The sequence below is a fragment of the uncultured Alsobacter sp. genome (genome assembly GCF_945952055.1).
GTDB lineage: Bacteria > Pseudomonadota > Alphaproteobacteria > Rhizobiales > Beijerinckiaceae > Alsobacter.
This window is the reverse complement of record NZ_CAMFHB010000002.1, coordinates 65890-82985: the sequence shown is the minus strand read 5'-3', so window position 1 is coordinate 82985 and position 17096 is coordinate 65890. Positions and strand designations below refer to the sequence as shown.

At 69.6% G+C, this 17096-nt stretch carries 19 protein-coding genes; 16 read left to right on the top strand and 3 right to left on the bottom strand.

The annotated features are described in order from the left end of the window. Positions 1–166 precede the first annotated feature (166 nt). Both Q0Q47_RS01750 and Q0Q47_RS01745 read left to right on the top strand, forming a co-directional pair. Positions 167–952, top strand: coding sequence for an EAL domain-containing protein (locus Q0Q47_RS01750; RefSeq protein WP_293853657.1), 786 nt, complete (start codon positions 167–169; stop codon positions 950–952). Between the two features lie 66 nt (positions 953–1018). After that, positions 1019–1780, top strand: coding sequence for an SDR family NAD(P)-dependent oxidoreductase (locus tag Q0Q47_RS01745; protein ID WP_293853655.1), 762 nt, complete (start codon positions 1019–1021; stop codon positions 1778–1780). Between the two features lie 192 nt (positions 1781–1972). On the opposite strand, the gene Q0Q47_RS01740 is transcribed toward Q0Q47_RS01745, so the two are convergent. Next, positions 1973–2632 (bottom strand): RraA family protein, encoded by a 660-nt coding sequence (locus Q0Q47_RS01740; protein ID WP_293853653.1) that lies wholly within the window; start codon positions 2630–2632, stop codon positions 1973–1975. A 21-nt stretch (positions 2633–2653) separates the two neighbouring features. Continuing rightward, on the bottom strand, positions 2654–3862 hold the full coding sequence (locus Q0Q47_RS01735; protein ID WP_293853651.1) for an aspartate transaminase: 1209 nt from the start codon (positions 3860–3862) through the stop codon (positions 2654–2656). Between the two features lie 116 nt (positions 3863–3978). On the opposite strand from Q0Q47_RS01735, the gene nac reads away from it, so the two are divergent. From nac to Q0Q47_RS01670, 13 genes are all read left to right on the top strand, one after another. Further along, positions 3979–4917: a nitrogen assimilation transcriptional regulator NAC gene (nac, locus tag Q0Q47_RS01730; protein WP_293853649.1), complete on the top strand. Its 939-nt coding sequence runs from the start codon at positions 3979–3981 to the stop codon at positions 4915–4917. A gap of 94 nt (positions 4918–5011) precedes the next feature. After that, positions 5012–5449, top strand: coding sequence for an acetyl-CoA carboxylase biotin carboxyl carrier protein subunit (locus tag Q0Q47_RS01725; protein ID WP_293853648.1), 438 nt, complete (start codon positions 5012–5014; stop codon positions 5447–5449). Positions 5450–5451: 2 nt separating this feature from the next. Beyond that, positions 5452–6801, top strand: a complete 1350-nt coding sequence (gene accC / locus Q0Q47_RS01720; protein ID WP_293853646.1) for an acetyl-CoA carboxylase biotin carboxylase subunit — start codon at positions 5452–5454, stop codon at positions 6799–6801. Continuing rightward, a complete protein-coding gene (gene pxpB, locus Q0Q47_RS01715) occupies positions 6798–7454 on the top strand; it encodes a 5-oxoprolinase subunit PxpB (RefSeq protein ID WP_293853644.1) in 657 nt (218 codons plus the stop codon). Before accC ends, pxpB begins: the two co-directional genes overlap by 4 nt. Beyond that, positions 7451–8437 (top strand): biotin-dependent carboxyltransferase family protein, encoded by a 987-nt coding sequence (locus Q0Q47_RS01710; protein WP_293853643.1) that lies wholly within the window; start codon positions 7451–7453, stop codon positions 8435–8437. The genes pxpB and Q0Q47_RS01710 overlap by 4 nt, the downstream gene beginning before the upstream one ends. Beyond that, the gene (locus Q0Q47_RS01705; protein WP_293853641.1) at positions 8434–8859 is read left to right on the top strand and encodes an acetyl-CoA carboxylase; all 426 of its coding nucleotides are present in this window, start codon (positions 8434–8436) and stop codon (positions 8857–8859) included. The genes Q0Q47_RS01710 and Q0Q47_RS01705 overlap by 4 nt, the downstream gene beginning before the upstream one ends. Continuing rightward, positions 8856–9644 (top strand): LamB/YcsF family protein, encoded by a 789-nt coding sequence (locus Q0Q47_RS01700; RefSeq protein WP_293853640.1) that lies wholly within the window; start codon positions 8856–8858, stop codon positions 9642–9644. Before Q0Q47_RS01705 ends, Q0Q47_RS01700 begins: the two co-directional genes overlap by 4 nt. 85 nt (positions 9645–9729) lie before the next feature. Beyond that, entirely contained in the window at positions 9730–10503 is a 774-nt protein-coding gene (locus Q0Q47_RS01695) for an SDR family oxidoreductase (protein WP_293853638.1), read from the top strand. A gap of 10 nt (positions 10504–10513) precedes the next feature. Further along, positions 10514–11215, top strand: coding sequence for an amino acid ABC transporter permease (locus Q0Q47_RS01690; RefSeq protein ID WP_293853637.1), 702 nt, complete (start codon positions 10514–10516; stop codon positions 11213–11215). A gap of 7 nt (positions 11216–11222) precedes the next feature. Next, positions 11223–11972 carry an amino acid ABC transporter permease gene (locus Q0Q47_RS01685; protein ID WP_293854064.1) on the top strand — a complete coding sequence of 250 codons (750 nt, stop codon included), beginning with the start codon at positions 11223–11225 and terminating at the stop codon, positions 11970–11972. A gap of 35 nt (positions 11973–12007) precedes the next feature. Further along, a complete protein-coding gene (locus Q0Q47_RS01680) occupies positions 12008–12742 on the top strand; it encodes an amino acid ABC transporter ATP-binding protein (protein WP_293854061.1) in 735 nt (244 codons plus the stop codon). Between the two features lie 51 nt (positions 12743–12793). Next, on the top strand, positions 12794–13636 hold the full coding sequence (locus Q0Q47_RS01675) for an ABC transporter substrate-binding protein (protein ID WP_293853635.1): 843 nt from the start codon (positions 12794–12796) through the stop codon (positions 13634–13636). 56 nt (positions 13637–13692) lie between these two features. After that, the gene (locus Q0Q47_RS01670; protein WP_293853634.1) at positions 13693–14727 is read left to right on the top strand and encodes an L-idonate 5-dehydrogenase; all 1035 of its coding nucleotides are present in this window, start codon (positions 13693–13695) and stop codon (positions 14725–14727) included. Between the two features lie 222 nt (positions 14728–14949). Here Q0Q47_RS01670 and Q0Q47_RS01665 read toward each other — a convergent pair whose 3' ends face one another. Beyond that, positions 14950–15723 (bottom strand): GntR family transcriptional regulator, encoded by a 774-nt coding sequence (locus tag Q0Q47_RS01665; protein WP_293853632.1) that lies wholly within the window; start codon positions 15721–15723, stop codon positions 14950–14952. A gap of 126 nt (positions 15724–15849) precedes the next feature. Here Q0Q47_RS01665 and Q0Q47_RS01660 point away from each other — a divergent pair, with 126 nt between their 5' ends. Then, positions 15850–17085 carry a sugar ABC transporter substrate-binding protein gene (locus Q0Q47_RS01660; RefSeq protein ID WP_293853631.1) on the top strand — a complete coding sequence of 412 codons (1236 nt, stop codon included), beginning with the start codon at positions 15850–15852 and terminating at the stop codon, positions 17083–17085. Positions 17086–17096 lie beyond the last annotated feature (11 nt).

Below are 17096 nucleotides of genomic sequence, written 5' to 3'. Positions count from 1 at the left end.
GCCCCGCTGATGCCGTCGCTCGCCGTGGCCCACGCACGCTGGCAGGACGCCCGCGCGGGGTGAGCCGCGTCACGGACGACAGTTTCGTAATCCTGACGTTGTCGACCGCACTATCTCTTAAGAACGTTCGTTTAGCGTCCTCGACCTCTGTGTCCAGGGCGCCTGAATGTCCACCATCTGCCAAGGTTGCCGTGACGGTGCGGCCTTCGACCTGCCGATCACCATGGCTTTCCAGCCCATCGTGGATCTGGAGGAACGGCGCGTGTTCGCCCACGAGGCCCTGGTGCGCGGGGCAGGGGGAGAAGGCGCGGCCTTCGTCCTCGAGCGGGTGACGGACGCCAGCCGCTACGCGTTCGACCAGACCTGCCGTGTGAAGGCCATCGAGCTCGCGAGCCAGCTGGGGATCGTCGAGCAGGGCACGCTGCTGTCGATCAACTTCCTGCCGAATGCCGTCTACGAACCGCGGGCCTGCATCCGCTCGACGCTGCAGACGGCCATGCGCACCGGCTTTCCGGTGAGCCAGATCCTTTTCGAGTTCACCGAGGCCGAGAAGCTCGACGCCGCGCACGTGCTCACCATCCTGCGGGCCTATCGCTCGATGGGCTTCAAGACCGCGATCGACGATTTCGGCGGTGGCTATGCCGGTCTCGGGCTGCTGGTCGACTTCCAGCCCGACTACGTGAAGCTCGACATGGGGCTGATCCGCGGGATCGACCGCGACCGGGCCCGGCAGGTGGTCGTCGGCCGAACCCTGGAGATGCTGCGCGACCTCGGCGTCATCCCGATCTGCGAGGGCGTGGAGACGCAGGCCGAGCAGGAGACGCTCGCTGGCATGGGCGTGCGACTGATGCAGGGCTACCTGTTCGCCCGCCCGGGTCTCTCCTCGTTGCCCGAGCCGGCCTGGCCGCGCCCGGGCGGCGACCAACGTCGCGTTGCGCGGGCCGGGGCCTAAGTCTAGTTTGCCCCCCACTCGGAACGCCGTGCCGCCCGCCGGGCGGCCGCACGGGGGAGGAACACGATGGACATCACTGGAGTGCCCGCGATCGTGACGGGCGGGGCCTCGGGCCTCGGCTGGGCGACTGCCCGCCGGCTGGCGGCTGCCGGCGCCAAGGTCACGATCTTCGATCTCAACGTGGAGCTCGGCACCGCCCGGGCCGCCGAGATCGGCGGACATTTCGTGCGCACCGACGTCACCAGCGAGGCCGACGTCGTCCGCGCGCTCGACGAGGCCGAGGGCAAGTTCGGCACGGCCCGGATCTGCGTGAACTGCGCCGGCATCGGCCCGCCCGGCCGCGTGATCCAGCGCGACGGCTCACCGCTGCCGCTGGCCGACTTCAGCAAGATCGTGACCATCAACCTAATCGGTTCGTTCAACGTGCTGTCGAAGTTCGCGGCCAAGCTCGCCAAGGCCGATCCGGTCGGCGAGGAGCGCGGCGTCATCATCAACACCGCCAGCGTCGCCGCCTACGAGGCCCAGATCGGCCAGCCGGCCTACGCCGCCTCCAAGGGTGGCATCGTCGCCATGACGATCCCGATCGCCCGCGAGTTCGCCCGCATCGGCATCCGCGTCATGACCATCGCGCCGGGCCTGTTCCTGACCCCGCTCCTGGAAAGCCTGCCGGCGGAAGCCCAGGCCTCGCTCGGCCAGCAGGTCCCGTTCCCCAACCGCCTCGGCAAGCCCGACGAATACGCCCAGATGGTGCAGGCAATCGTGGAGAACCCGATGCTCAACGGCGAGACGATCCGGCTGGATGGCGCCCTGAGGATGGCGCCGAAGTAGGGCTTCCTATCGGCAGTCCAGTTCGCGCCTGCCTCTCAGCCGTCATGGCCGGGCTTGGCCCGGCCACCCACGACTTCCGCGCGGCCCCGGCACAGTCGTGGATGCCCGGGCCAAGCCCGGGCAGGACGCACGGAGGGGTGCAAATCACCGGATCGATGAGCTGCGGCGCAGCCCATCGATCCGGTACCAGCATCAGTTCAGGCAGCGCGCTTCCAGCCGGTCCGCGGCGGAACGATCCCAGCGCCCCTCGAGGATCGACTTGATCGTCGCCTCTTCGGCGTCCCGCTGCTTCAGCGCGCCGGCGATCACCGTGGCGGCGAGCGAGGGGTCGAAGGCCAGCAGCCCGTCCTGGTCGCCGACGATGATGTCGCCGGGCTTCACCACCATGCCGCCGATCGTCACCGGCACGTTGATTTCGCCGGGGCCGTCCTTGTAGGGGCCGCGGTGGTTGATGCCGCGGGCGTAGACGGGGAACTCGCGCTCGCGGATCTCGGCCACGTCGCGGATGGCGCCGTCGAGCACCATGCCGGCATGGCCGGCCTTGGCGGCGCCGAGCGTGATGATGCCGCCGACCAGCGCGTTGCTGATGTCACCCCCCGCATCCACCACCATCACGTCGCCGGGGCGGCAGAAGTCGAAGGCGCGCAGGATGGCGAGGTTGTCGCCGCCGCGCGTCTTCACCGTCACGGCGGTGCCTGCCATGGGCGCCGGGCGGTGATAGGGGATCAGCCCCACGCTGCCACAGTTGCGGTGCAGCTGGTCGCTCAGCAGCGCGACCGCGATGTCGCGCAACTGCGCGATGATGGCCGCGTCGACCTGCGGGGCGGACGGGTTCTTCTCGATGCCGGGCATGGGCGAGTTCCGTTTCGGGTTTCAGCGAAGGGCTTCGACGGCGCGGGCGATGCGGTCCGCGCCCTCGTCGAGGGTCTCGATCGAGGTGGCGATGGAGATGCGGAAGAAGGGCGCGAGGCCATAGGCGCTGCCCTGGACCGTCGCCACGCCGACGCTCTCCAGGAAGTACATCACCACGTCGCCGTCCGTCTCCAGGCGCTTGCCCTCCGGCGTCGTCCGGCCGATGAGCCCGGCGCAGTTGACGTAGAGGTAGAATGCGCCCTCGGGCACGAGGCAGGAGAGGCCGGGGATGGCGTTGATGCGGGCCGCCATGTGGTCGCGGCGCTTGCGATAGGTCGCGACGCTCTCGGCCACGAAGCCCTGGTCGCCGTCGAGCGCCTCGACCGTGGCCGCCTGGCTGATCGAGCAGGCATTGCCGGAGGCCTGCGACAGCAGCGTGTTCAGCGCGCCGATGATGTCGGGCGGGCCCACCAGCCAGCCGATGCGCCAGCCGGTCATGGCGTAGGTCTTGGAGACGCCGTTGACGATCAGCACCCGGTCGCGCAGCTCCGGCGCCGCGTTGAGGATGTGCGGGGCCGTGCCGCCCTCGAAGCGGATGTGCTCGTAGATGTCGTCCGTCATCACCATGACGTGCGGGTGCCGGGCGAGCACCTTGGCGAGCGCCGCGTACTCCGCGAGCGAATAGGTGGCGCCGGTGGGGTTGCTCGGCGAGTTGACGAGCAGCCAGCGGGTGCGCGGCGTGATGGCGGCCTCGAGCTGCGCCGCCGAGATCTTGAAGCCCTGGCTCTCGGGGCAGGGCACCGTCACCGGCACGCCGCCGCAGGCGATCACCATGTCGGGATAGGACACCCAGTAGGGCGCCGGGATGATGACCTCGTCGCCCTCTTCGAGCGTCGCCTCGAAGGCACTGTAGATGGCGCTCTTGGCGCCGTTGGCGACGACCACGTCCTTGGCGGCGTAGGTGAGGCCGTTCTCGCGCGCCATCTTGCGCACGATCGCCTCGCGCAGCTCCGGCGTGCCGGCGAGCATCGTGTAGCGGGTCGCGCCCTTGTCCATGGCGCGGACGGCGGCCTCGCGGATGTTGCGCGGCGTGTCGAAGTCGGGCTCGCCCACGACGAGGCTCACGATGCTGCGGCCCTCGCGGCGCAGCGCGCTGGCCCGGTCGGCCGCGGCGGAGCTCGGGGAGGGCTTGATGCGCCGGACGCGTTCGGCGATGCGCGAGACTGTCATGGTGGGCTTTCACCTCGGGTGATGTCCCGCGCGACGCTAGAAGCCCACGGCGCCGCTTTCCAAGACGGGTTCGATCTGGCCTTATAGGCTTCTCTTATGGATCGAGGCTCGCCCCCGTGAACCTGAGGCGCCTGCAGTATTTCGTGAAGATCGTCGACATCGGCAGCCTCACCCAGGCCGCCGACATCCTTCACGTCGCCCAGCCCGCGCTGAGCCAGCAGCTCGCCACCCTGGAAGGCGAGGTGCGCCAGCAGCTTCTCACGCGCACCAAGCGCGGCGTCGTGCCGACCGAGGCCGGCAAGGTGCTCTACCGCCACGCCCAGCTGATCCTGCGCCAGTGCGACCAGGCGCAGGCCGACATGACGGCCGCGGCCAAGGGCCTCTCCGGGGCCGTGTCAGTGGGGCTGGCGCCCGGCACCGCCGCCGCAGGACTCGCACTGCCGCTGCTGCGCACGGTGCGGGCCCGCCACCCGGGCATCCTGCTCTATCTCAACGAGACCTACGGCACGACGCTGTCCGAACTCGTCATGAACGGGCGCATGGACTGTGCCGTCCTCTACGGCGGCAAGTCGACGGTCCACGGTCTCGACTTCATCCCGTTGCTGCGCGAGCGGCTCTTCGTGGTCGGCCCTGCCAGCATGCCCGCGCCGCCGCCGGAGGTGCCGCTGCGCGACCTCGCCGACATCGAGTTCTTCCTGGCGCGCCCCTACAACGTGGTCCGCAAGATGGTCAACGAGGCCTTCGCCGGCATCGGGCTGACGCCGCGCGTCGTGGCCGAGATCGAGTCGGCGAGCACCCTGACGGCCGTCATCTCGGAGGGGCTCGGCGCGACCGTACTGCCGGAGTCCATGGCCCGCGAGGTCGTCGCCTCCTGCGCCGCCTGGCAGTCCTGCATCGTCGACCCGGTCATCGAGGCGCCGCTGGCGCTCTGCCAGTCCGACCACCTGCCGCTCTCCGAGCCGGCGCAGGCGGTGAAGGACATCATCCTCGACCTCGTGGCGGAGCTGCCGGGCAACCTTTTGGGCCAGCCTGCGCCCCGCAAACGTACATCATAAGACCGCCTTATAGCGGCACAGCCAAACCGTCTTGGTCCCGCGCGAGGGGCGGGGCTAGCGTTTCGGTGCACTCTCACCGAAGTGGCGCGGGCCCATGACTCCCGAGACAATCAAGTCTCTCATCGACGCGATGGCGGCCTCCGATCTCGCCGAGATGGAGTTCAGCGAGGATGGCTGGTCGCTGCGCCTGGTCCGGCACAAGGGGCCCGAGGCCGCCGCAGCCACGATGCAGGCCGCGCCCCGGCCGCGCGCCCCGGCGCCCGCCGCCGCCCCGCGCCAGAAGGCGGCCCCGCCGACCGCCAACGACCTGCGCTCGCCCATGTTCGGCGTGGTTTACCTCGCCCCGTCGCCCGGCGCGGCGCCCTTCGTGACGCCCGGGCAGGCGGTCACGGCCGGCACCACCGTGTGCATGGTCGAGGCGATGAAGGTGTTCCAGGAGATCAAGGCGGGCCGCGACGGCGTGATCGAGGCCGTGGCCGTGACCTCCGGCGAGGAGGTCGAGGCGGGTCAGGTGCTGGCGAGGTTCGCCTGACCATGGTGACGCGCGTCCTCATCGCGAATCGCGGCGAGATCGCCGTGCGGGTCATCCGGGCCTGCCGGCTGCTGGGCATCGGCACCGTGGCGGTTCATTCGCAGGCCGACGCTGACAGCGCCCATGTCCTCATGGCCGACCAGGCGCTCTGCATTGGCCCGGCGCCGGTGCGCAAGAGCTACCTCGACCAGGCGGCGATCCTCGCCGTCGCCGAGGTCACGGGGGCGGACGCCATCCATCCCGGCTACGGCTTCCTCTCCGAAAATGCCGACTTCGCCGACCGGGTCGAGGCGGCAGGCCTTACCTTCATCGGGCCGACCGGCGCCACGATGCGCATCATGGGCGACAAGATCTCCGCCAAGCGCGCCATGCGCGCCGCCGGCGTGCCCTGCGTGCCGGGCCTCGACGAGGGCCTGCCGGACGATCCGGCCCGCGTCGTGGCCATCGCCCGCGACATCGGCTATCCGCTGATCCTCAAGGCCGCGGGCGGCGGCGGTGGGCGAGGCATGCGCCGGGTCGACCGCGAGGCCGACCTTCTCGACGCGCTCGCCGTGACCCGCGAGGAGGGCCGCAGCGCCTTCGGCAACGGCGAGATCTATGCCGAGCGCTTCCTGACCCACCCGCGCCACGTCGAGATCCAGGTCATCGCCGACACCCATGGCAACGCGCTGTGGCTCGGCAGCCGCGACTGCTCGCTGCAGCGCCGCCACCAGAAGGTCATCGAGGAAGCCCCCGCGCCGGGGATCGACGCGGCCAAGATCGCCGAGGTCGGCGAGCGCTGCGCGCAGGCTTGCCGGAGCATCGGCTACCGGGGCGTCGGCACGTTCGAGTTCCTCTACGAGGACGGCAGCTTCTACTTCATCGAGATGAACACGCGCCTCCAGGTCGAGCATCCGGTCACCGAGATGACCGCGGGCCTCGACCTCGTCGAACTCCAGATCCGCGTCGCCCGCGGCGAGGCCCTGCCCCTCGCGCAGGCGGACGTCGCCTGCCGCGGCCACGCCTTCGAGTGCCGGCTGAACGCCGAAGACCCTGAGACCTTCGCGCCGTCGCCCGGCCTCATCACCGCCTGGCAGATGGCCGGCGGCCCGGGCGTGCGCGTCGACAGCCATGCCGGCGCGGGCTACCGCGTGCCACCCTATTACGACAGCCTCATCGGCAAGCTCATCGTCCACGGCGCGACCCGCGAGGACGCGCTGGCGCGGCTGCGCGCCGCGCTCGGCGAGACCGTGGTCGAGGGCATCCGCACGAACCTGCCGCTGCACCGGCGGCTCGTGGACGACGCCGCGTTCGGGACGGGCGGCGTCGACATCCATCATCTCGAGCGGATGATGGCGGGAGACGCGGCATGACCGGCGCGCCCCATCTGAGCCTGCTCGGCACGACCGGGCTCCTGTTCGAGGCGCCCGGCGACACGACGCTGGAGACGCAGCGCCGCATCTGGGCCCTGGCGCGAGAGACCGAGCGCTGGGCGAGCGTGCGCGAGGCCGTGCCCGGCATGAACAACCTCATGCTGGTCTTCGCCGATCCGCCCCGGCAGTTGCAGGCCTTCAAGGACCGGCTGCTCGCGACGTGGACCGCGGTCGAGCCGCTGCCCTACAGCGGGCGCTGCGTCGACCTGCCGGTCAGCTATGGCGGGGAGGGCGGCCCGCACATGGCCGACGTCGTCGCCCACACCGGCCTCTCGATCGACGACATCGTCGCGCTCCATGCCGAGCCGACCTACACGGTCTATGCGCTGGGCAGCCACCCCGGCTACTGCTACCTCGGCGGCATGGACGCGCGCATCGCCACGCCGCGCCGCAAGGTGCCGGTGCTCAAGATCCCCGGCGGCGCGGTCTCGATCGGCGGCAGCCAGACGGGCGTCTCGGCGTCGGCCGGCCCCAGCGGCTGGAACACGATCGGCACCACCGACATGACCTTCTTCGACGTGTCGCGCACCCCGCCGGCGCTCCTGCAGCCGGGCGACAGCATCCGCTTCCGGCCGATGAGGGTGCTGCGATGATCGAGATCGTCGCAGGCGCCGCGCTGGCGACCGTCCAGGACCTCGGCCGGGTCGGCGCGCTCAACCTCGGCGTCGGCGTCGCCGGCGCCATGGACCCGATGGCGCTCGCCGCCGGCAACATCCTGCTCGGCAACGAGGAAGGGGCGGCCGCGATCGAGATACCCGTGTTCCCCTTCACGGTGCGCTTCACCGAGCCCACCCGCTTCGCGGTGACGGGCACGGACTGCGCGCCCGCGCTCGACGGGAAGGCGGTCCCGCCCTGGTTCGCCTGCCGGGCGCAGGCGGGTCAAAGCCTGACGCTGTCGGTGCCAGGCCCCTCGGCCTGGCGTGCCACGCGTGCCTATCTCTGCGTGGCCGGCGGCATCGACGTGCCGGTCGTGCTCGGCTCGCGCAGCACGCAGATGCGCGGCGCCTTCGGCGGCCACGAGGGCCGGCCGCTACAGACGGGCGACCTCGTCCCGACCCACGCCGCCGACCGCGCCGGCCCGGACGTGGGCCTCGTGCCGCCGGTCTTCGACCTGCCGCTCGACGTGGACGGCGTGCCCGCCGTGCGCGTCCTGCCGGCGGCCGAGTACGACGCCTTCACGCCGCAGGCCCAGGCCTCGCTCTGGTCCTGCGCCTGGAAGATCACGCCCCAGAGCGACCGTTATGGTTTCCGCCTCGCCGGCGACGAGCTGAAGCCGCGCGTGCCGCTGGAGCTGCGCTCGCACGGCATCGTGCCGGGCGTCATCCAGGTGCCGCATGGCGGCCAGCCCATCATCCAGATGCGCGACGCCCAGCCCTCCGGCGGCTACCCGAAGATCGGCGTCGTGATCGAAGCCGACCTCTGGCGCCTCGGCCAGGCGCCTCCGGGCAGCCGCATCCGCTTCGCGCCGTGCACCTGGGACGAGGCGCTCGACGCAGCCGCCGGCAACCGCCGCTGGCTGGACAAGGCCCGCCGGATCGCGGGACTGCAGCACCGGGCCGGGGAGGGCGGGCGATGAGCGTCGATCCTGCCTTCGTGGCCCAACTCTCGACCTGGCTTGCCGCGACCGACATCGCGGTGCTCGAACTGCGCGGGCCCGACGGCACGCTGCGGCTGGTGCAGGCCGGCAGCGTGGTCCGTTCCGAAGCCGTGTCGCCGGTCGAGGACATCGCCGCTGCCGAGGCCGAGGTCGTCGCTGCCCCGGGCGTCGGCGTCTTCCTCGACCGCCATCCGCTGCGCCTCGAGCCCGCCGCGGCGCCCGGTTCGCAGCATGCGGCCGGCGAGCCTCTCGGCTTCCTCCGTACTGGCCCCATCCTTCAGGCCGTCTCCGCACCGTGCGACTGCATCGTCGAGGGCGTGCTCGCGGCCCATGGCGCGACCGTGGGCTTCGGCACGCCGCTCGTCGCCATCGTCCCGATCGACACCGGGGAGACGCCATGAAGATCGACCTCAACGCCGACCTCGGCGAAGGCTTCGGCCCCTGGCCCATGGGCGACGACGACGCGCTCCTGCAGCTCGTCTCCTCGGCCAATGTCGCCTGCGGCTTCCATGCCGGCGATCCGCTGATCATGAAGCGCACGGTCCTGCGGGCGAAGGAGCTCGGCGTCGACATCGGCGCCCATGTCGGCTTTCCCGACCGCCAGGGCTTCGGCCGCCGGCCCATGCAGATCCCCGTCGAGGAACTCGCCGCGATGGTGGTCTACCAGCTCGGCGCGCTGGACGGCCTGGCCCGCAGCGTCGGGGCGCGCGTGCGGCACATGAGCTTCCACGGCGCGCTGGGCAACATGGCGGCCGCCGATGCGGCGCTCGCCGGCCCGCTGGTCGAGGCCGTGGCCTCCTTCGACCCGACCTTGCTGGTCGTCTCGTCCACCAGCGCCGCCATCGAAGGCGCCGCGGCGCGTTGCGGCCTGAAGGTCGCGACGACGTTCCTGGCCGACCGGGCCTATGGCGATGATGGCCTGCTGGTGCCGCGCGGACGGCCCGGCGCCGTCATCCACGACCGCGCGACGGTGCTGGAACGCGTCCGCCTGCTGCTGCGCGAGGGGCGGGTGATCACGGCGAGCGGCGCTTCGCTCGCCATGCCGGCCCATTCGATCCTGCTGCACGGCGACAATGCCGAGGCGGTGGAGTTCGCGCGCACCGTCCGTTCGGCGATCGAGGAGGCCGGCGGCGCGGTCACGCCCGTCACGCAGGTGCTGGGAGGAGCGGGGACGGCTCAAACATAAGCGCCCCTTATCCCGCCACAGCGAAACCGTCTTGGCGGCCGAAACCGCCCATCGCTAGCGTCACCGTCAACATGTGAGGATATCCATGTCGTTCTCCGACTACAGGACAGCACTCGTGACCGGCGCCTCCTCGGGGATCGGGGCCGCCGTCGTCGAGCGCCTGTGCCGCGAGGGCCTGGAGGTCCATGCCGTGGCGCGCAGCGCCGGGCCGCTGAACGAGCTCGCCGCCCGCACCGGCTGCATCGCCCATGTCCTCGACGTTTCCGACATCAAGGCCATGACGAAGCTGGTCGAGGGCCTCGAGATCGACGTGCTCGTCAACAATGCAGGTGTCGACCGGCCCAAGAAGTTCCTGCAGGCGGACCCGGAAGACATCGATCTTCTGGTCGACGTCAATCTGCGCGCTGTGCTTCATCTGTGCCGCCTTGCGGTGCCTGGCATGGTCGCGCGCGATCGCGGTCACGTGGTGAACATCTCATCCATCGCGGCTGCTTATAATTTCGGGGGCAACTCGACCTATCACGCCACCAAGGCCGGCGTGAGCATGCTGAGCAACCAGCTGCGCGTCGACGCCTTCGGCAAGCGCGTGCGGGTCACCGAGATCTGCCCCGGCCGCGTGGCGACCGACATCTTCGCCCATGTCCACGGCGACACTCCGGAAGTCCGGGCCCGGTTCATCGAGGGCTTCGAGCTGCCGGAGGCCAAGGACATCGCCGACGCGATCGCCTTCGCCATCGCCGCGCCGGTGGCGGTCAACATCGGCTACATGGAGATCACCCCGACCCTCCAGGTCATGGGCGGCCTGCAGACCGGCAAACCGGAAGGCCCGGCGGTGCCCGCGCCTCGTAAGCCACGCTGAGGCCCGGGCGATGAAGGGCTTCGACCTCCTGGCGATCCTGACGAACCCCTCGTTCGTCCAGATGCTCGTCCACGGGGTCAAGATGACGCTGATCATCTTCGCGGGCTCCTGGCTGCTGGCCATGACGCTGGGCGTGCTGCTGCTCGCGCTGCGCATGCTGCCCGCCAAGCCCGCCGAGTGGTTCGTCGAGATCTATGTCTCGTATCACCGCAACGTGCCGACGCTGGTGCAGATCATGCTCTGGTACTTCGGCATCTCGAGCCTGCTGCCCAACGGGCTGCAGGAGTTCCTGGCCGACCACAACGGCGAGGCGGTGTTCGCGATCGTGGCGCTGGGCCTGTGCCAGGGCGCCTATTTCAGCGAGGACCTGCGCTCGGGCCTGCGGTCCGTGCCGAAGGGGCAGTGGGAGGCGGCGCGCGCGCTGGGCCACAGCTACATGGGCGCCATGGCCTACATCCTGATGCCCCAGGCCGTGCGCAACGCCATGCCGGCGCTCATCAACCACACGGTGTCGCTGTTCAAGAACTCGAGCCTCGCCATGGCCATCGGCGTGGCCGAACTCACCCATGCGGTGAAGGAGATCGAGAACCAGAGCTTCCGGGTCTTCGAGAGCTATCTCGTCGCCACCGTGCTCTACCTCGCCTTCTCGCTGTTCCTGATGTGGCTGGGCGAACGCCTCGAGCGCCGCTCGCGCATGGCCGGGACGGTGTGAGATGGCCATGCTCTCCAACATCGTCTCCATCGTCGAGAACAACTGGCTGCTGCTGCTGGTCGGCCAGTATCCGAACGGCCCGCTCGGCGGAATCGCCGCCACGCTGATCCTGTCGGTGCTCGGCATCGCGCTCGCCTTCCCGCTGAGCGTGCTCTTCGCGCTGGCGACGCTGTCGCCCTGGCGCGTGCTGCGCTGGCCGGTCATGGGCCTCGTCTACGTGGCCCGCGGCGTGCCGCTGCTCATGATCATCCTGTGGGTCTACTTCCTGCTGCCGATCCTCATCGGGGCGAACGTCTCCGGCTTCTCGACCATGGTCGTGGCGCTGGTCATCTACGAGGCAGCCTTCCTCAGCGAAGTGGTGCGCGCCGGCATCCAGGCGCTGCCGCGCGGGCAGATGGATGCGGCCCGGGCCCTGGGCCACAGCCATCTCGGCGCGATGCGCTACGTCATCCTGCCGCAGGCGCTGTTCAACATGATCCCGAGCATCATCAGCCAGTTCGTCTCCACCATCAAGGAAACGACGCTGGGCTACGTGATCAACGTGCCCGAGCTGACCTTCGCCGCCGGGCAGATCAACAACCGGCTGCTGACCCAGCCCTTCGAAGTCTACTTCATCCTGGCGATCATCTACTTCGTCGTCTGCTGGACGCTGACGCGTCTCGCCACGGCCCTGGAGAGCTGGATCGCGTGGCGGCGCAGCGGGGCGGGCAACACCGCCGTGCTCGCCGCCACCCACGCCGTCGCCGCGGAGTCCTGACCATGTCGAACGCAGCCGCCCCGTCCGCCGCGCCCATGATCCGCTTCGAGGGCGTCAACAAGTTCTACGGCGATCTCGCCGCGCTCCTCGACATCAATGCCGAGGTGAAGAAGGGCGAGGTCGTGGTGGTCTGCGGCCCGTCGGGCTCGGGCAAGTCGACCCTCATCCGCACCGTCAACCGGCTGGAGGAGATCCACTCCGGCGCGGTCGTCTTCGACGGCCAGAACGTGCACGCCAAGCTCGGCGGCAGCGCGCTCAACAAGCTGCGCAGCCGCATCGGCTTCGTGTTTCAGAGCTTCAACCTCTTCCCGCATCTGAGCGTGCTCGACAACGTCATGCTCTCGCCGATCAAGGTGAGCGGCGTCGGCAAGACCGATGCCCGCACGCGGGCCATGGAACTCCTCGAGCGGGTCGGCCTCGCCAACAAGGCGCAGTCCTTCCCGGCCCAGCTCTCCGGCGGCCAGCAGCAGCGCGTGGCGATTGCCCGCGCGCTGGCCATGGAGCCGCCGGCGATGCTCTTCGACGAGCCGACCAGCGCGCTGGACCCCGAGATGGTGGGCGAGGTGCTCGCCGTCATGCGCGCGCTCGCCCGCGACGGCATGACGATGATGTGCGTCACCCACGAGATGAGCTTCGCCCGCGAGGTGGCCGACCGCGTCTGGTTCATGGACGCCGGCCGCATCCTCGAGGTCGCGGCACCCGGAGACTTCTTCCGGACCCCCACGCACCCCCGCGCGCAGCGCTTCCTCACGGACCTGCACGCGCGGTGACGTCAAGTCGCATCGCAATCGCAACAGATCGAGCATGAAAGGGAGATGGACATGTCGATCAAGACCGTAATGACCGTGGCGCTCGCCGCCGTGGGCCTCACCGCACTGACCGCCGGCGCCCGCGCCGACCAGCTGGCCGATATCATGAAGGCCAAGGAACTGAAGTGCGGCACCTTCGCCGACGTGCCGCCCTTCGCCGCGCCGGATCCGAAGACCCGCGAGATGGTCGGCTTCGACGTCGACATGTGCAACGCCATCGCCAAGCGCTGGGGCGTGACCGCCAAGGTCACCCCGCTCTCGGTCGAGGCGCGCGTGCCCGAGGTGAAGCTCGGCCGCGTCGACCTGACGATCGCCAACCTCGCCTACACGCTGGGCCGCGCCGAGCAGATCCAGTTCTCGGATCCCTACTACCTCGCCAAGGAAATGCTGGCGGTGAAGGCGTCCGACACCGGCACGACCAAGGCCGACTTCAAGGGCAAGCGCCTGGCCTCGACCAAGGGCTCGACCTCCGAACTCGCCATCAAGATGAACGACAGCGATCCGCTGACCTTCGTCGACACGGGCTCGGCCTACATGGCCGTGCAGCAGAACAAGGCGCTCGGCATCGTCGCCAACACGATGACGATCACCAAGCTCGTCAACGAGTCGAAGACCGCCGGCCAGCCGATGAAGATGATCGAGGAGCCGATGGCCTTCCAGCCGATCGGCATCGGCATGAAGAAGGACGAGCCGGCCCTGCACGCCAAGGTGAACGAGACGCTCGTCGCCATGGACCAGGCGGGCGAGATCAACGCGCTGTGGGACAAGTGGCTCGGCCCGAACACCGAGTTCAAGATGACCCGCACCGACAAGGTCGTGCCGCTCAGCCAGCTGAAGTTCACGCCCCTTCCGTGATAGAGCATGCTGCGGCGGCCCCGTTCGGGCCGCCGCAGCCCCACGAGGACAGATCCATGCACGCCGTCGTCATCCACGCCCCCAAGGACCTGCGCATCGACACCCTGCCGGACGCTCCGGCGCCGGGACCGGGGCAGGTGAGGGTGAAGATCGCGGCCGGCGGCATCTGCGGGTCGGACCTCCACTACTACCACCACGGCGGTTTCGGCGTGGTGCGAATCCAGGAGCCCATGGCGCTCGGCCACGAGATCGCCGGCACCGTGGACGCGATCGGGGCCGGCGTCTCGCACCTCGCCATCGGCGCCCGCATCGCGGTGAGCCCGAGCCTGCCGTGCCGCGCCTGCGTGCATTGCCGCGCCGGCATGCGCAACCAGTGCCTCGACATGCGCTTCTACGGCAGCGCCATGCGCATGCCCCACGTCCAGGGCGGCTTCCGCCAGTCCCTGACGGTGGAGGCGGAGCAGGCGATCCCGATCCCCGATCATCTGAGCATGGGCGAGGCCGCGATGGCCGAGCCGCTGGCCGTGTGCCTGCACGCCGCCAACCGCGCTGGCCCCCTGATGGGCAAGCGCGTGCTGGTCACCGGCGCCGGCCCCATCGGCGCGCTCTGCATCCTCGTCGCCAAGCTCGGCGGTGCCTCCGACATCGTCGTCACCGACATCGCCGACGGCACCCTGGCCATGGCCGCGAAGCTCGGCGCCACCCGCACCGTCAACGTCCGGGGCGGCACCGAAGGCCTCGCCGACCTCAAGGCCGACAAGGGCCTGGTCGACGTCCTGTTCGAGGCGTCCGGAAACCAGGCGGCCGTCATTGCCGCGCTCGACGTGATGAAGCCCGGCGGCGTCCTCGTGCAGCTCGGCCTCGGCGGCGAGATGACCCTGCCGATGAACACCATCGTCGCCAAGGAACTCCAGATCCGCGGCACCTTCCGCTTCGACCCCGAGTTCGCGCTCGCCGTCGAGCTGATGGGCAAGGGCCTCATCGACGTGAAGCCCCTGATCACCGCCACGCTCCCCTACGCCTCGGCCGTAGAAGCCTTCGAGCTCGCCAGCGACCGCAGCAAGTCGATGAAGGTGCAGCTTGCGTTCTGAGAGGCGGCAGGGGACTGCGACGGGGCCAAGTTCTAGCCTGAGGATTGGCAGTCCAGTTCCGGCCCACATCTCAGCCGTCATCCCCGGGCTTGGCCCGGGGACCCACGCCTTTGCCGGGGCCATTCTCAAGTCGTGGGTGGCCGGGCCAAGCCCGGCCATGACGCGGAGAGGGAGGCGCAAGCTGGACTGCCGAAGGCTTCCAAAGCTTTGAGCAGGCCCCGCCTACCGGTGCCCGAAATCCCCGTGCCTGGCGTCCAGCAGGATCGGGTCGATCTTCACCACGAGCTCGTCGAACATCCCGTCTGCATAGGCGATGAGCCGGTCGGAGGCGGCTAGCGCTTCGTCCATGCTCTTGTGGAGGAAGGCCTCCAGGAGCTCGAGGTGATGGTCGATGGTGTCCTTGAGGCCGGCCTGACCGCCGATATGGGTGAGATACAGGCCGCCGATGCGCCGGAACACCGTGTGCAGCGGGCGCAGCGTCCGGTCCAGGAAGGGTTCGCCGGCGGCGTCCATCAGGGCGCGGTCGAGCAGGCGGTCGAGGATGTTGAAGTCGGACAGCGCCATCGTCTCGCGGCCGGCCTGGAGCTGGCTGGTCACCCGCAGCAGCTGGTTGCGGATGTTGGCCGTGGCGGTCCGTGAGGCCTGTCGGATCACGAAGCGGTCCATGTCACGCCGCAGTTCGAGGAGCCGGCGGTCGCGCTCCAGGTCAATGGGGCTGATCATCAGGCCGTCACGGGGGCGGATCTGGATCAGCGTCTCGGCGGCGAGCCGCCGGACGGCCTGGTGGACGGGGGTCCGGCCGAGGCTCACCGCGTCCTGGAGATCCTTCATCGTGATGCTTGCGCCCGGCGCCATGCGGCCGTGGACGATCATGTCCTCGATGCGGTCGTAGGCGAGGTTCGACAGGCTTTCGCCCGTGCGCCCCGACGCCGCGGCGTCGTCCATCCACGGTGCGGGCAGGGCCTCGCCGCCAGCCGGGATGTTGTGAACCGCCATCGAGGGCCTCCGCTGAATCTCTCGCCTGCTTGCATACCACGATCAGCAGTGATATTTCACAATATGTCACGATATACGCAGGGACGCCAGAGCCTCTGAGCGTGCCGGAAAACGGGAGGAACGAGCATGCTCCACACGACGCGTCGTATGGCCCTGGCTGGTGTCATGGCCCTCGCGGCCCTGCCTTGCTTCGCCGGCAGCGCCCTGGCCCAGGGCAAGACCACCATCAGCTTCGCCGGGGTGACGTTCTCGGAGGCCGGTCGCGGGGACCGCCTGCGCGAGTGGGTCGACAAGTTCAACAAGTCCCAGGACAAGATCGAGGTGACGACGCTGGGCCTGCCCTTCGCCACCTTCGCCAACACCATGTTCACGCAGATGGGCGGGGGAGGCGGTCCGGACCTCATCCGCTTCGACACCATCGACTTCTACGCCGCGGTGCCGGCGGGCCGCATCCTGCCCTTCGACGACCATATCAAGGACAGCGACTTCAAGTTCAGCGCGCCGAACGACTACCTGAAGGTCAACGGCAAGCGCTACGGCGTCGCCTTCGAGATCTCGAACTACGTGATGATGTACAACCCGGCCCTTCTCAAGGACGGCAAGGTTCCCACCACCTTCGACGAGCTTCTCGCGGTGACCAAGGCCGCCACCGGCAACGGCAACTACGGCTACGCCTACCGGGCCACGATGGCCGAGCGGAACGGCTTCTGGCAGGACCTGTGCAACTACGTCTTCGGCTTCGGTGGCCGCTGGAGCGACGGCAAGACCCTGACGCTCAACGCGCCGAAGGTGATCGAGGGGGTGACGGCCTACAAGCGCATGTACGACAGCGGCGCGATCCCGAAGGGCGCCGACGCCGCCACCTACCGCCGCATGTTCTGGGAGAGCAAGGTCGCCATCGAGATCGACAATGGCGGCGTCGCCGGCATCTTCAACCAGCAAGCCCCGAACCTCGCCTGGAACGCGGCGCCGTCGCCGTTCCCGACGCGCGCCCAGGGCCTGATCCTGGCGCCGCTGACGGTCAACGCCAACACCAAGAACAAGGACGCCGCCTTCACCTTCGTGAAGTGGGCGCTGCAGCCGGACAACCAGAAGGCCCTGCAGGACATTCTCGGCGCGTCGAGCGTCGCCACCGACGTGCCGCGCTCGGCCGACGATCTCGCCAAGAAGCCCTGGCTCAAGGTCTATGACGAGCAGACCCCCAACGCCGTGCCGCAGCTCGTCGGCGGCTTCGAGGTCCGCACGCCGGAACTGCAGCAGATCATCATCGAGCAGGTGCTCAAGGTACTGCAGGGCGGCATGGATCCCAAGAAGGCCATGGACGAGGCCCAGGACCTCGCCGTCGCCAAGATGAGCAAGTAGGCGGCCTCGCA